The organism is Streptomyces sp. NPDC051662 (genome assembly GCF_040681655.1).
Taxonomy (GTDB): Bacteria; Actinomycetota; Actinomycetes; order Streptomycetales; family Streptomycetaceae; genus Streptomyces.
Genome location: NZ_JBFAZD010000019.1, coordinates 62,313 through 75,286 on the forward strand (window position 1 = coordinate 62,313; position 12,974 = coordinate 75,286).

General features: G+C 68.6%; 12 protein-coding genes and 1 pseudogene. 3 read left to right on the plus strand and 10 right to left on the minus strand.

All coding sequences use genetic code 11. The features are described from left to right. Positions 1-174: 174 nt before the first annotated feature. Positions 175-476 (minus strand): annotated as a pseudogene (locus tag AB0M67_RS28100) (PPOX class F420-dependent oxidoreductase); the annotation flags it as partial. Positions 477-544: 68 nt separating this feature from the next. Continuing rightward, positions 545-865: a hypothetical protein gene (locus AB0M67_RS28105; protein ID WP_365749868.1), complete on the minus strand. Its 321-nt coding sequence runs from the start codon at positions 863-865 to the stop codon at positions 545-547. A 154-nt stretch (positions 866-1,019) separates the two neighbouring features. Here AB0M67_RS28105 and AB0M67_RS28110 point away from each other — a divergent pair, with 154 nt between their 5' ends. Further along, complete coding sequence (locus tag AB0M67_RS28110) at positions 1,020-1,532, plus strand: hypothetical protein (RefSeq protein WP_365750051.1); 513 nt, start codon at positions 1,020-1,022, stop codon at positions 1,530-1,532. 262 nt (positions 1,533-1,794) lie between these two features. On the opposite strand, the gene AB0M67_RS28115 is transcribed toward AB0M67_RS28110, so the two are convergent. Together AB0M67_RS28115 and AB0M67_RS28120 are read right to left on the minus strand one after the other, a co-directional pair. Then, complete coding sequence (locus tag AB0M67_RS28115; RefSeq protein WP_365749870.1) at positions 1,795-2,067, minus strand: hypothetical protein; 273 nt, start codon at positions 2,065-2,067, stop codon at positions 1,795-1,797. Positions 2,068-2,089: 22 nt separating this feature from the next. Further along, positions 2,090-2,947 (minus strand): SDR family oxidoreductase, encoded by an 858-nt coding sequence (locus tag AB0M67_RS28120; protein ID WP_365749872.1) that lies wholly within the window; start codon positions 2,945-2,947, stop codon positions 2,090-2,092. A 244-nt stretch (positions 2,948-3,191) separates the two neighbouring features. Here AB0M67_RS28120 and AB0M67_RS28125 point away from each other — a divergent pair, with 244 nt between their 5' ends. After that, positions 3,192-3,842: an HAD family hydrolase gene (locus AB0M67_RS28125; protein WP_365749873.1), complete on the plus strand. Its 651-nt coding sequence runs from the start codon at positions 3,192-3,194 to the stop codon at positions 3,840-3,842. A gap of 883 nt (positions 3,843-4,725) precedes the next feature. On the opposite strand, the gene AB0M67_RS28130 is transcribed toward AB0M67_RS28125, so the two are convergent. After that, complete coding sequence (locus tag AB0M67_RS28130) at positions 4,726-5,100, minus strand: hypothetical protein (protein ID WP_365749875.1); 375 nt, start codon at positions 5,098-5,100, stop codon at positions 4,726-4,728. A 53-nt stretch (positions 5,101-5,153) separates the two neighbouring features. Here AB0M67_RS28130 and AB0M67_RS28135 point away from each other — a divergent pair, with 53 nt between their 5' ends. After that, a complete protein-coding gene (locus AB0M67_RS28135) occupies positions 5,154-5,711 on the plus strand; it encodes a helix-turn-helix domain-containing protein (protein ID WP_365749877.1) in 558 nt (185 codons plus the stop codon). 26 nt (positions 5,712-5,737) lie between these two features. Here AB0M67_RS28135 and AB0M67_RS28140 read toward each other — a convergent pair whose 3' ends face one another. The 5 genes from AB0M67_RS28140 to AB0M67_RS28160 form a co-directional block, all read right to left on the minus strand. Beyond that, the gene (locus AB0M67_RS28140; protein ID WP_365749879.1) at positions 5,738-5,953 is read right to left on the minus strand and encodes a hypothetical protein; all 216 of its coding nucleotides are present in this window, start codon (positions 5,951-5,953) and stop codon (positions 5,738-5,740) included. A 491-nt stretch (positions 5,954-6,444) separates the two neighbouring features. Further along, positions 6,445-7,254, minus strand: a complete 810-nt coding sequence (locus AB0M67_RS28145; protein ID WP_365749881.1) for an ABC transporter permease — start codon at positions 7,252-7,254, stop codon at positions 6,445-6,447. 23 nt (positions 7,255-7,277) lie between these two features. Beyond that, positions 7,278-8,840 carry an ABC transporter permease subunit gene (locus AB0M67_RS28150; RefSeq protein WP_365749883.1) on the minus strand — a complete coding sequence of 521 codons (1,563 nt, stop codon included), beginning with the start codon at positions 8,838-8,840 and terminating at the stop codon, positions 7,278-7,280. Then, entirely contained in the window at positions 8,837-9,781 is a 945-nt protein-coding gene (locus AB0M67_RS28155) for an ATP-binding cassette domain-containing protein (protein ID WP_365749884.1), read from the minus strand. The genes AB0M67_RS28150 and AB0M67_RS28155 overlap by 4 nt, the downstream gene beginning before the upstream one ends. A gap of 111 nt (positions 9,782-9,892) precedes the next feature. Continuing rightward, positions 9,893-12,793 carry an RICIN domain-containing protein gene (locus tag AB0M67_RS28160; RefSeq protein ID WP_365749886.1) on the minus strand — a complete coding sequence of 967 codons (2,901 nt, stop codon included), beginning with the start codon at positions 12,791-12,793 and terminating at the stop codon, positions 9,893-9,895. Positions 12,794-12,974: the final 181 nt, after the last annotated feature.

The window sequence follows — 12,974 nt, forward strand, 5'->3', positions numbered from 1 at the left end:
ACGCTCCTTCAACAGCGCGTAGAGCTCGTCATCAACCCGGATCGTCACTGGCTTCGGCATACCCCGATGTACAGCAGCACGTACAGCACTGGTACGGCTCCAACGGATTGCCGCGACCGACCGGGAAGCCCCTCTGCACGGAGAGCGGGCGGCGCTTGGGCGGGCCGCTCGATCAGCGGGAAGGGGGACGCCGGGCCGAAACCGCTCCACCCCGACGACGTGCCGCAAGTTGACACCTTGACCGGCCGCACGATCACCGCAACCCGCTGCTCCCCTGGCATGATCCACTCAAACCGTTCGCCGCCCAGGTACTTCCGGGCCGGCCGGTCCATTCGGTCATGCGCCTCCTGGCCGTCGACGAAGCGGGCCACCTCGCCACTGATCCGCACTCGGTCGAAGGGATCGGCAGCGTCCGCGTGGGAGAGATGAACGCGGAGGTCGCGGTGCGGGTTTTCCTCCTTCACCCGGCCCACCGAGGCTTGACGAAGGACATAGAGGCCCCCGCGAAATCCCCTGAGCCGAAGCACGGAGTCGCTTCAATCGGTCACAAACCCGTGACGTCCCTGGCCCTTTTCAACACGGAGCCGAGCGCGTCCACCGTGGCGTCGTGTCGCCTCGCGCGCGCCGCCCGGTCCGCCGGCACCAGCCGCGCGGCGGCCTGCACGGCATAGGCGTCCGGGTCGCCGAAAGCAGCCCGCGGGTGCTCTCCCGTATCCGCGCAGTGCGTCGTGACGTCCTTGACCGCCTGGAGCACCACTGCCCGGTCCACGCCCGGCTGCATGGCCAGCCGTACCTGGAAACGCGCCATCCACTTCTCGCGGTCCTTATCCCTCGCCGCGTCCGTTGTCCCGTCCTTCTTCGCCACGTGCCCTCCCGGGTGATCGGCAGTCGTCTGTCGTGGAACAGGACGTCGGGGCATCGAGGGGGGTTGCACAAACGAGATAACTGATGAGTCTCAGGTGACTGCTGGGAACCACACTGGCTCTACCGACCCGGTCCACAGTCGCAGAACGTCACAGATCACGGGTTCTCGCACGGCTTCCAGCCCCGCACACCCTGCCCGGAACGCCTGGTGGTGGATACGGACGTCCTGGACGAAGCAGTCCCTGGGAGGAGAGGCTGCCACTCGCAGGAACGCGGCCCCGGTCGGCTTCACCGTTCCGCACGCGCCGCCTCCGGTCGCGCACGTGGTTCATATGCATGAGCGCGACGGCTTCGACCCCTACGACAGCCAGGAAGACCTGCGCAAGGTCGACGTCCAGCTCAGCGAAGCCGACGGCCGGTTGCGAATCCTTCCCCGAGTGCAACCCCTGTTCGCCATACCCCCTCGGCCGCGACGGCCTCCGGCCGTACGCCTTGCCCCCGGTCAATGGGTCCGATGGCAGCTCAACTACCGCTTCAGCAGCGCACTGGGGACCCGAGGCTGGACGTACTGGCTGGACACTTTCAACATCGCCTACGGTCCAGTGCGTGACGACGTGTTCTTGTCGACGCCCACGGTGTTCATCGACGAGCGAGGGCCGCTCAGGTAGCCCCACTGCGGCGTGATCAAGCAACTGCACTCGTCGGCCTCCGCTTCGGCGTGGGCAGGTTGGCCAAGGTCGGCCAGGAGTCTGTCGACGCGTTCGCTGGTGCAGCGGTGGCGTTCGACCTCGCGCCGTGCTCGCAGTCGGGAACGGGCCGCACGGGGCTAGATCAGCTTCACAACTCCCCCAGCCCGTGCGGCCCGTCTCATGTTACGGTCCGAAGTCCGAAGTTCCGCATGACCGACCCACGGTGACACCGTCGGCCCTGTCAGCTGTCCATCGGCAGCAGCTTCTTGATCACCGCGACGGCGGTCTCCGCGGTTCGTCGGCGTGGCAGCGGACCGTATGAACCTCCGCGGGCCGCCCCAACAGGCCTACGCCGGTTCACTGGTTGGGCCAGCTCGACAATGATCGAGGTCTGGGAGGCGATGGCCACTTCGAGCACACCGTCCTCGGACTTGTACGCGTCCGGGAAGCGGAGGTCGTAGCGGGCGGAGGCGATCCGCTCCAGGGATATCCGCAGATCGAGCCGTGCACCCACCGCACCCGCAGCTCGCCCGGTCTCAGAGGGACCTCGTAGATTCTCCCAGGTCGTAACCATTCGCCAAGAACTCGTCGAATGTGCGCGGCGCATGCCCGGTCAGCTCCCGCACCGTCGTCGTCACCTCGGACATCGCGTCGGCTGCCATCTCCGCGTAGAGCCACAGAAGGTCGTCTACGAACCATCCGGGCAACCCCTGTGCCTGTAGACCCTCAGCTGCCTTCTGAGGTGTCAGATCATGGAAGGGAATGGCGAGCTTGGCGGCGATCTCCTCATGCGTCAGCGCCTCCGGCCCGGTGAGCGCATAGCTTTCGCCGCCTTCGAGCGGGCCTGTCAGCAGCACTGCGGCACAGGCGGCGACGTCGTAGGCGTCGATGTACGCCACACGTCCCTCACCGTATGGACCTTCCAGGGCACCGCTGTGGGTGAAGCCACCCTCGCCGGTGAAGAAATTCTGCATGTAGCCGGTGGGCTGAAGTGAAGCCCATCGCAGCCCGGACGCCTTGAGGTACTGCTCGATCTCCCAGTGCGCGCGAACGGACAGCTTCGCGTCCGGACCGGGTTGCCACGCCGATATCTTCACCACCCGCGAGATACCGACTGCCCGTGCCGTGTCGATGACGCCGGTCTGCTGCCGGACCATCGGCTGCTGCCCATCCACGGGAAGCGCGCCGCCGCTGTTGAGCAGAAGACGGTCAACGCCCTCCAGGGCGGACGCCATCGACACCGGATCGTCGAAGTCCCCGACCGCGAACTCGCAACCCAGCTCCCTGCCCTTGCGCGCGTCCCGCACCAGCGCCCGGAAGGGCACGTCCGCCTCCGCAAGCGCCCGTACCAGGTGCCGGCCAATGGTGCCGGTCGCACCCGTCACAAGAATCATTGGGTCCCCCATCGTCCGAGAAAGCGTCAAGAGTCCTCGCCAACATTACCGGAGGGTCCATCCGCTTACCGGGTTAGAGGGACGCACCACCGAGCACGTTCATACGCCCGCTCAGAGACGTTCGTCGGTGCACCCCAGTGCCTCTCTCAGCGAACCGAACCGTGCGCGCGCTGTCATACCTGGTGCCGGCGTCAGACGGAAATTCATCTGCCCCGCCGCCAACGTCCGTGATTGACTGCCGGTCATGCCGTTGTTGCTGCTGGACCTCGACAACACCCTTGTCGACCGCGATGGGGCATTCCGCTGCGCCGTCGCCGACTTCCTCGCCCAGCACGGTCTGTCCGCCTCCGACCTCACGTCGGTGATGGCCATCGACGCCGGCGGCTATACCCCGCGTCACGAGGTCGCCGCAGCCCTGACCGACCGATACGGCGACGCGGTGCCAACCAACGCCATCCGTACCCTGCTCGACACCGGTGCCGCCGACCGCGTCGTCCTGGCGCCTTCCGCCCGCGAGGCGCTGGGCAAAGCGCAGGCGTACGGCTGGACTTGCGTGATCGTCACCAATGGCGGCACCACTCAGCAGGAAGCGAAGATCCGTAACACCGGCCTCGACCAACTCGTCCAGGGCTGGGTCATCTCGGAGAATGTCGGCCACAAGAAACCGGAACCAGAGATCTTCCACGCGGCAGCCACTACCGTCAGCGTCCCTCTGACGGGGGCGTGGGTTATCGGCGACTCACCCCACGCCGACATCGCGGGAGCCAACACGCTCGGTCTCCGTAGCGTATGGGTGACGGACGGCCGCCCCTGGACCCAGGACGCGTACCGGCCCACCCATGTCGCTGACGACGTCGCCTCGGCGATCAATCACGCCATCAGTACGCCGGAATAAGGGTGCTGTCGTCCCAACCCCGGGACGGACCGTTCGTCCCAACGAACCGACTCCACGCGTCTCGCGCAATCCAGTCCACGCAAGTCAGCCACACACCGACGACCAACTTCGTTGAGAACGGAATTCCAGGAACCTCGTCCGATTCCTCTGCGGTTGATGTGGCCGTAGAGCTTGTCCTTGGCCAGGTCGCAGGGGGCGAAAGAGCGCCTGCCCCGTGTGGGCGGGTGCGGGTCGCCCGTAGGCGGGGGTACGTCGTGCCGTCATGGCCGGGGCCGCGGGGGCTGACGATCTTCCCGATCCGGATGATCCGGAGTCCGCGACGGGGGCACATGAAGGAGTTGCCCATCACGGGATGAGCGGGCTCGAAGTGGATCTGGACGTTCACGGCCGGCCGCCTCGTGGCTCGACGGGGCCGTAGTCACCGGCGACGATGCCGACGGCGAACACGGCCAGGAGCACGGCCAGGACGACGACGTACAGTCTCTGTGTTGTCCTGGGTGGGAACGAGGTCTTCGGCGGACCATCTTCCAGGCGGGTACCGCCACCGCAGGATCACCCACGAGCACCTCCCCGTCGCCTTCGCCCCCGCACTGCGAGGGGACCACCCCGCGGAGTCCCATGACCCGGATGCGGAAGGCATCACCCCAACGGGCGACAGCCCGCGTCAGAATGGTGAGACGCCCGCTTGCAGGATGCGCGCTGAAGCTGGCAGTCCAGCCACGCGGCGACGTCCGTGATGACCGCCGCGTCGACGTGCTGGGGCGCCAGGTACCCGGCGGGCGTCGACGGTCCTGTCCCGGGGAAGAAGAGGTGGTCGTCGGCTTCGTGGATCTGGATGGTGACGTCCGGACGCCCGGCCAGTCCCTCTCGCCAGAGGGACAAGTCATGCTCGACGGTGACCTGGTAGTCGCGGCCGCCCTGGAGGATCAGCAGCGGCTTGTCCGCCGGCAGGGGGCGCGAGGCGCAGCCCGTTCAGCAGGCCGGCGGAGTCGACCGACATGACGGCGATGAACTGCCCCCGCTCGCAGACCACGGGCACGCTGACCCGGATCAGGTCCGGCCGCAGACTCTCGCTCGACGGTTCGCCGAGGTCCATGACCGGACCGCTTCCCGCGGTCTCGGCGAGCCAGGCCGCCTGGAGTGTCTCGGCGGTCAGCGCAGCACGCAACGGCGGGGCGAACAGCGCGGCGATCTCCCTGAAACGGCCATCGCGCGCCCACGCGACCACCAGCACGGCGGTTTCCTCCGCAGTCTGCATCCCCTCACCTTTCTTAGCTTTGAGAAAGGTAGCACGTGTGAGAAAGTGAGGGGATGGACACCTTGGAACTGCTGGCGCATCCTGTCCGCCTCCGCGTGGTCCACGCACTGCGCGGCGGGCGAGTCCTGACCACCGGGCAGTTGTGCGCTCTGATTCCGGACGTGTCCAAGGCGACCGTCTACCGGCACGTCGACCTTCTGGCCGCGGGCGGCATCCTCGATGTCGCCGACGAACGGCGGGTGCGGGGCGCTGTCGAACGCCACTACCGGCTGCGGCAGGAACGCGCGGGCATCGACGCGGAAACCGCGCGTGCGCTCACCCCGCAGCACCACGAGCGGGCCTTCGCTGCCGCTATGGCCGCCCTGGTCGCGGAGTTCGGCGCTTATCTGGAGCGCGAAGGCAGCGATCCCGTGGACGACCTCGTCGGCTATCGGCAGCACGCGATCTGGCTCAGCAAGGACGAACTCGTAGCACTGATCGGCGCGATGCAAGCCGCCATCGCCCCCCTCCTTGCCAACGAACCCTCGCGGGAACGCACCCGCTACCTCCTCAGCCCCATCCTGTTCCCTGCCGAACAGACTGCACAGACCGAACACCAAGACCCGCTGTAGCCGACACCGCCGCTCAGGATCTCGCCTCAACCGCCCACTGAGGAGGGACACCACCGGTCGCGGTGAACGCAGAGCTTGTCCTTGGCCAGGTCGTAGGCGGCGTCGCCGAGTTCGCCCAACTCAACGCGGGTCGCCACCTCGTAGTGCTTCACGTTGGTCTTGCCGAATGACGCCCAGTACGCCTTGGGCACATCGTGGCCGATCTCGTCCGCGACCCGGTTGGCCAACTCCAGTAGGCCCATGCCAGGGATTCGCTCGCGCGTCGGCGTTCCTCGCCGGTAGGTAGCAGAGCTATGGCAGTGGTGAGTTCACCGACCAGGCCGGGAAGCTTGGTTCCGTCCTTGTACTCCGTGGCGCAGGCTCCCGCACCCAGTGCGTCGACGTCTGCCTTGATCCTGGCGAGGGGCCTTGGCGTGACAGCCGGGTCGGGCCCGAGGTCGTACAGGTCCAGAGCCTCTGACAACTGGCTGATCAGCCGGTCCAGATGATCCTGTCACATCTCGGAGGTGTACGGCCGGCCGTAGAGAACGGCTACTTCGACCTGGAGCGCTCGGGCGAGGGCGGCGGCGACGGTCGGCGTGGCCCGGCCGGCTCCGGGCCGCACGCCTCCGCTCCCCTGGAGCCGGGGCGTTCCGCGTGCCCGCGCCCTCACCGAGCACGGCGGGACTCCCCTTGCCCAGCCCGCGAAGGCCAGACAGGGGGCGCGGTAAGTTCGGGTCAGCGATCGAGGCAGCTATACGTCGCGCCGCCGCAGTAGCAGGCCCCCGGCCAGCAGGGCGGACGCGGCCCACGCGGCGAGCGTGCCCAGGCCGGCCCATGGGCCGATGGGCAACCCGGGGAGATTGACGGTGGCTTGGACCGCGAGGCCGGCGGTCATCGGCGCGATCTGCTGAAGGTGGCGCTGCCACTCCGGATCGTGGACCACCTGGATGATGACCGGGAAGAGGTAGAGCAGCCCGAGCACCATCCCGATGGCGGCCGCCGCCCCTCGCACCGCCGTCGCCACTCCGAGGGCGAGCAGCGCGATCAGGGCGAGGTAGAGGACCGAGCCCAGGGCCGCGCGCAGGGTCGGGCCGTCGGTCAGGGACAGCGGGGCGTAGCCGTGCGCCTCGGTGAATCCGTTGCCGGGCAGGATGTAGCGGCCGGCGAGGAGGGAGACCAGGACCGCGGCCGTCCCGGAGGCCAGGACGACCGTGGTGAGAACCGTCGCCTTGGCGGTGAGGACGGTGAGCCGGTTCGGCACCGCCGTGAGCGTGGTGCGGATCATCCCGGTTCCGTACTCTCCGCTGACGGCAAGGACCGCGAAGACGGTGATGACCGCCTGCCCGACAGTGACGCCGGTCAGGGCGAGCTTGACGGCGTCCTGGCCGCACCCCGCGTCCGGGCACTTCACGGCCTTGGCGGTGCCGCAGCCGACGGCCACGGTGAGCGCGACGGCGAGCAGGAGGAGTCTGCCGGCGTCCCCCGCGGTGCGCAGCTTCGTCCACTCCGCGCGCAGGGCCCGGCCGAGGTCCCCGCGCCAGGTGCCGTCCGCCGTGTTCATGAGTCGAGCGTCGCTCGGGAATGTCATACGTCCCTCCCGCGCAGCCGCACCACGGCCAGGCCGAAGGCGAGCGCGGCGTAACCGCACAGGACGGCGAAGCCGGCCCACGGTGCCAGCGGGTAGTAGCCGGTCGACGGCTCGTACACGCTGAGCACCTGCGTGTAGTGCGGCAGGGTCTGCTGGATGGCGAAACCCGCCGCCGGGGTCACCCGCAGCAGCCACTGCGAGACGTCTGGGGGCAGCACGCCGGAGGTGGCGAGCAGGAACGGCAGCACGATCGACGCGATGACCAGGGCGACCGCCGTGGCGCTGCGCCGCAGCAGGGCACCGACGCCGAGGGCGAGCACGGCGGCGGCCGCGCAGAGCAGCCCGGTGCCGGCCACGACGCGCAGTTCGGTCGCCGGCGTGACGGGAAAGACATGGAAGCCTCTGCCGAGCGCGCTGCGTTCCCCGATGGGGATGGTGATCGCGGCGGTGACCAGGCCGATGGCGAAGGCGATACCCCCGGCCGTCAGTGCCTTGGCGCCAAGTACCCGGGCCCGCAGGGGGGTTGCCGCGATGGTCGTACGCAGCAGACCGCGCCGGTACTCGCCGGTGATGAACACCGTGCCCACCGCGATCACCACGACGAGTCCGGCGAACGTGCCGACGAGGAAGTTCTCGATGGAGAAACCGCCGCCCATGACGGGCCCGCCGACGACCGGTGCGATGTCACCGGCCCCTGTCACGGTGACGCCGCCGCCGTTCTGGGTGAAACCGCCCTTGAGGGTGTTCGTGTAGCTGCCGGAGGTGCCCGCGTCACCGCCCACCTGTATACCGCTCCACGCGCCCTGGGACCAGCCGCCGGTGACGTCCGGGGCGCCGAAGGTGCCGGTGGCCACGGCGGGGCTGAAGCCCGGGCCCGCCGCGGTGTCCTGCTTCGCCTGCGGTGACGTGGCGAAGAGCCCGGCCCGCACGGTGTGCGGGAGCCCGGGCAGCCTCACACTGTCGACTTCGGTCCAGTGGGAGCCGTCGGCGGAGGCGTAACCGGTGAGAAGGTCGCCGGAGCGGACCAGACGCAGCCAGCGCGGGGACTCCTTGGAGACCGTGCCGGAAGGGCCCGCCGTGTCATGGGTGTAGTCGTACTGCATGCGCACGCCGTGGCCGCCGGTGGCCATGACCGACGCGTACGAGGATCCCTGGTTGAGGCTTTCCTTCATAATGATCCCGGCCTTGGCCCAGGGCTGGGCGCCGTTGGTCGGCCTGCCGCCGATGCCGGTGTCGGCCACACCGGTCAGGGACCGCAGGGGAACGGTGAGGGTGCCGTCGCCGGTGAGTGTCCTGTGGACGAAGTAGAAGCTGTCATTGACGGCCTCGCCGCCGGGGCCCTTCGGGTATGAAGGGGAGTCGGCGCCGCGTCCGCCGGGGGCGGGGGCGGCCGTCCCGAGCAGGCCGACCACGATCGTCACCAGGAGCGCCCCCGCCATGGCGAGGACCCAGCCGCGTACCGTACGGAACTTCGTCCACTCAGCGTGCAGTGTCCTGAGGAACCCGCCCCGCCCAGCACGCTTCGTGGCCGGGGGACGAGGGGTGAGGGTGGCGGTCATGGCGTGGCCTCCCCCACCGGGATGCCCGGGTACTCCACCGCGTCCCGGGTGAGCTTCATGTACGCCTCTTCGAGCGTCGCGCGGTGCGTGGACACGTGCGAGAACGGCACCCCGTTCCGGGCGAGCAGGGCCACGATCTCCTCGTCGGGAAGGCCCGTGAGGCCGAGGGTGTCGGGGCCGGTGGTGACCACGGTGGCGCCCGCGTCCCGCAGGACCTGAGCCGCGCGTAGGGGCGCCGAGGTACGCAGGACGACCCGGCCGCCGGACGCCTCGGCGAGCAGTTCGGACACACTGGTGTCCGCGACGACCCGGCCGCGTCCGATCACCACGAGATGGTCCGCGGTGTCTTCGAGTTCGCTCATCAGGTGACTGGAGACCAGGACTGCGCGGCCCTGCCGGGCTAGAGCTGACAGGAAGCCGCGCATCCACACGATGCCGTCGGGGTCGAGGCCGTTGAACGGCTCGTCCAGCATGATCACGGGCGGGTCGCCGAGCAGCGCCGCCGCGATCCCCAGGCGCTGACGCATACCGAGCGAGAAGCCGCCCGCCTTGCGCCGGGCCGCCGAGCCCAGGCCGGCCTGTTCGATGACCTCGTCCACCCGCCGGGCGGACACACCCTGCGAATGGGCCAGCCACAGCAGGTGGTTATGGGCGGTACGGCTCGGCTGTAGGGCGGAAGCGTCGAGCAGTGCCCCCAGATGCCGCAGCGGGCGACGCAAGGTGCGGTACGGCACCCCGCCGACCAGGGCCTTTCCCTCGTCAGCCGCGTCCAGGCCCAGGATGACGCGCATGGTGGTGGACTTCCCCGCACCATTCGGGCCGACGAAGCCGGTCACCCGTCCGGGGCGCACGGTGAACGTCATCCCGTCCAGAGCCAGTTGTGGCCCGAAGCGTTTGCACAGACCGATGACCTCGATCGTGGCCTCACTCTCATTACTCATGGGCCCCACCCTGAGACGGCGCGGGTCACAGGAGCCGAACGGCCACTGTCATCTCGCTGTTAGGCACCTCGGCCCAGCCTTCGTCCCGGAGGACGGGCGAGGCTGTGGCGGTCAGAGGCCGGAGAGGAGCCACTCCTGCCCGGCGGAACCTCCGACGGGCAGCTGGACGATCCTCGCGCCGTCGGCCGTCGACCCGTTCTCCACGTCCGCGTGCAGCCCACTGGCACCGTTGACCAGGTGGTAGTGGCCCGCCGTCCCCGCGGGCACCAGATGCCACCACTGGTTGGGGGCATCCGTGTCCGTCCACTGGTCCAGGGGTCGACCGTGGTCCGTGGACGCCGCCGGGTTGTCGAGGACCTTGCCACTGTTGACGTTGGACAGGCGGAAGGAACCGTCGTAGTTCGGCAGCAGTCGCCACTTCTGGTTCGCACCGCCCGACCAGGGCCATTGGATGACGGAAGCTCCGTTGCCGGTCGACTCGTCCGCCACGTCGAGGACCTTGCCGCTGGCGCGATTGACCACACGGAAGGTCCCGGTGAGCAGGCCGACGGTGACCTGGACGCGGGACCCCGCGGTGAGGGACAGTTTCCTGGCGTGGCTGCCGAGCGGGGAAGCCGCCACGGACGCCGCGGTGGTGAGCGACGTGATGCCGCGACGGCACACGAAGTCGAGAGTCTGGGCGATGTCCGAGACGAGGGTGACCGTGGCGGTGCGGGCCGCGGTGTCCCAGGTGAGGCTCTCGACGAGGACGCGATTGCGGCCCCTTACACCGCGGATCGTGCCCCGGGCGAGCTGATCGGGCAGGGCGGGCAGGATCTCCAGAAGGCCCGGCCTGGTGTAGACCAGGGACTCGGCGATGATCGCCGGAAGTGCGTTGGCGGCATCGCAGTTGTAGATATGCAGGTCGGGGTTGTGCGAGGTCACCAGCGAGCGCCACACCATGTTGCCGGCGAGGACCTTACGGATGTTGTCATAGACGCCCGCTCCGTCCTTCAGGCGGCTCCAGGCCAGGGCGCGGTGGAGGCTGCCGTGGGCCGAGTAGTTCTCGTCGCCGCGCAGTCTCAGCGCCTTGCGTGCTGAGAACACCAGGTCGGGCTTCTGCTCCGGGTTGATCTCGTGCAGCGGCCATGCTCCGTACAGGTGCTGGACGTGCCGGTGGTTGTAGCGGTCGTTCAGGCCGGGCCAGGACCATTCGGCCAGGGCGCCGTCGCCGTCGACGGTGTAGTCGGGCAGCTTGGCCAGCAGAGCGGTCCAGCGTGCCACGCCCTGACCGGCGCCCTGCTCCACGTTCAGGAGGTTCGCCGCGTCGATCGCGGCCCGCAGTCCATGACGACCTGCCATGATGTCGCCGGTGGCGTTGATGGAGAGCATCTGGCCGGTGTTGGAGGGCGAGTTCTCCATGGAGAACGTCGGAACGAAGACCACCCTGCCGTCGGCGTCGGTCCTGGTCAGGAAGTCCTCGTAGAACAGGGCGAGTTCCATCAGGGCCGGGCCGAGCCTCTCCCGGAGAAACGCTGTGTCGCCGGTCACCTGGTAGTACTCAAGGAGCGGGTACAGCATCCAGTCGGCGCCACCGGTCCAGCACTGGCCGGGAAAGTCCGTGCCGTTGAAGTGGAGCATGTGACCGTGCTCGCCGTCGGTACGGGACGGCGCGAGGAAGCCTCGGGTGCCGTACAGGTTGGCGGCGTTCCTCCGCCAGTCGTCGAGCTGTCCCAGGACCAGGTCGAAGTAGCCCCGCATGGCCTCTCCGTGGTTCAGGATATTGCCGCCGGCCACTTGGAGGTTGATGTTGGCGTCGGTGGTGAAGTCGCCGGCCCAGGCACCGTTCCAGCTGCCCGACCAGATGCCCGTCAGGCGCGGGGGCAGTACTCCGCTGGAGCTGACGAACAGGTACCGCCCACTGTCGTACATCCGCTCAAGGAGCGCGATGTCGACAACCGACCGGTCGTTGTTCTGCCGTGCGATCAGCTCGGATGTGGAGAGTTGACGGTCGGCCGCGGAAACGCCGAGGTCCAGACTCGAACCGTCGAACATCCCCTGATGCAAGGGCGAGTGCCGCCCCAGAAGCGTGGTGTAGTCGGTAGGGAGTGCGGCCAGTGCGGTGTGCAGTGGCTTGGCGTTCCAGCCGGCGGCGTTCTCGTACCGCCCCAGTTTGGTCAGCAGGAGCACCTTGGCCGCGCGGGAGACGACCAGTGTGTCACCGCTGACCGACACCGAGGCCTTGTTGCCCGTGGCCACGACCCGGGTGACGCCCTCGTATCCGTACGCCCCCTGGCCGGACGGATAGGTGCCGCGCAGGTTGAGGTAGCCCTGCCCGCCGGAGACGGTGGCGATCGTGGTGAAGGAGACGTCGCCGGGAACGCCCTCAAGCCCGGTGTTCACCTGGAGCGTGGTGTCCACTGTCCGGCCGCCGGCGGGGAGCAGTTCGTGCACGACGACCTTGTCGGCCCGGGAGACGAAGGCGCGCCGCTTCCAGATGCCGGCGCTGTCGGTCCAGGTGTGAGTGACCTCGCCGGTGCGGAAGTCGGTGATTCTGGCGTAGTCGTTGGAGGCGGTGGCGTCCGGCGTGCTGAGCCGCAGCTCGTACCCGGGGTGGAAGGTCTGGGTCCAGCGAAGGGACCAGCCCTCGGCGAAGGTTCCGGCGGCGCCCCAGTAGTCGCCCGCCAGTGCCCTGTCTCGTACAGCGTCCAGACGGTCGGCCAGGACGGGAGGCGGCATGTCGCGGGTGGCGTTGGGCAGCACGAAGCGGTGGTGGTTGAGAACGATCTTTTCCAGTGCCGGTGTCCCGTGGAGCACCGCGCCGTACTCACCGTTACCGGTGACGAAACCGTCGGTCCACGACGACGCCGGAACAGTGTCATACATGCCCCGCTGTGGCAGCGTCACCTGGGGCGGAACAGCGGCCGCGGCCCGCGTGGGCAGGATTCCGCCGGGCAGCACCACCGCTCCGGCGGTGAGAGCGGCGGCGGTGAGGAAAACTCTGCGGTCGAGTGGGCTGTCGGGAGAGGACATGGCGACATGACTCCTTAGGCCGGGAGGAGAGCGGGGTATGGAAACGAGGCTGCGGTGAGCGACGACGAGTGATGTCGGGCACGCGTCGGCTCGCAGACGATGGGAACGTAAACACGTAAGGCGTGAATCACACTGTCGCACGCCGGGCCAGTGCAGCACGCAGCGCGACAACGCGTCAACA

Excerpts from the sequence above, each read along its gene's own strand:
- AB0M67_RS28120 (WP_365749872.1), bottom strand. The coding sequence starts at position 2,947 with ATGATTCTTGTGACGGGTGCGACCGGCACCATTGGCCGGCACCTGGTA.
- AB0M67_RS28125 (WP_365749873.1), top strand. The coding sequence starts at position 3,192 with ATGCCGTTGTTGCTGCTGGACCTCGACAACACCCTTGTCGACCGCGAT.
- AB0M67_RS28130 (WP_365749875.1), bottom strand. The coding sequence starts at position 5,100 with ATGCAGACTGCGGAGGAAACCGCCGTGCTGGTGGTCGCGTGGGCGCGC.
- AB0M67_RS28135 (WP_365749877.1), top strand. The coding sequence starts at position 5,154 with ATGGACACCTTGGAACTGCTGGCGCATCCTGTCCGCCTCCGCGTGGTC.
- AB0M67_RS28140 (WP_365749879.1), bottom strand. The coding sequence starts at position 5,953 with ATGGGCCTACTGGAGTTGGCCAACCGGGTCGCGGACGAGATCGGCCAC.
- AB0M67_RS28145 (WP_365749881.1), bottom strand. The coding sequence starts at position 7,254 with ATGAACACGGCGGACGGCACCTGGCGCGGGGACCTCGGCCGGGCCCTG.
- AB0M67_RS28150 (WP_365749883.1), bottom strand. The coding sequence starts at position 8,840 with ATGACCGCCACCCTCACCCCTCGTCCCCCGGCCACGAAGCGTGCTGGG.
- AB0M67_RS28155 (WP_365749884.1), bottom strand. The coding sequence starts at position 9,781 with ATGAGTAATGAGAGTGAGGCCACGATCGAGGTCATCGGTCTGTGCAAA.
- AB0M67_RS28160 (WP_365749886.1), bottom strand. The coding sequence starts at position 12,793 with ATGTCCTCTCCCGACAGCCCACTCGACCGCAGAGTTTTCCTCACCGCC.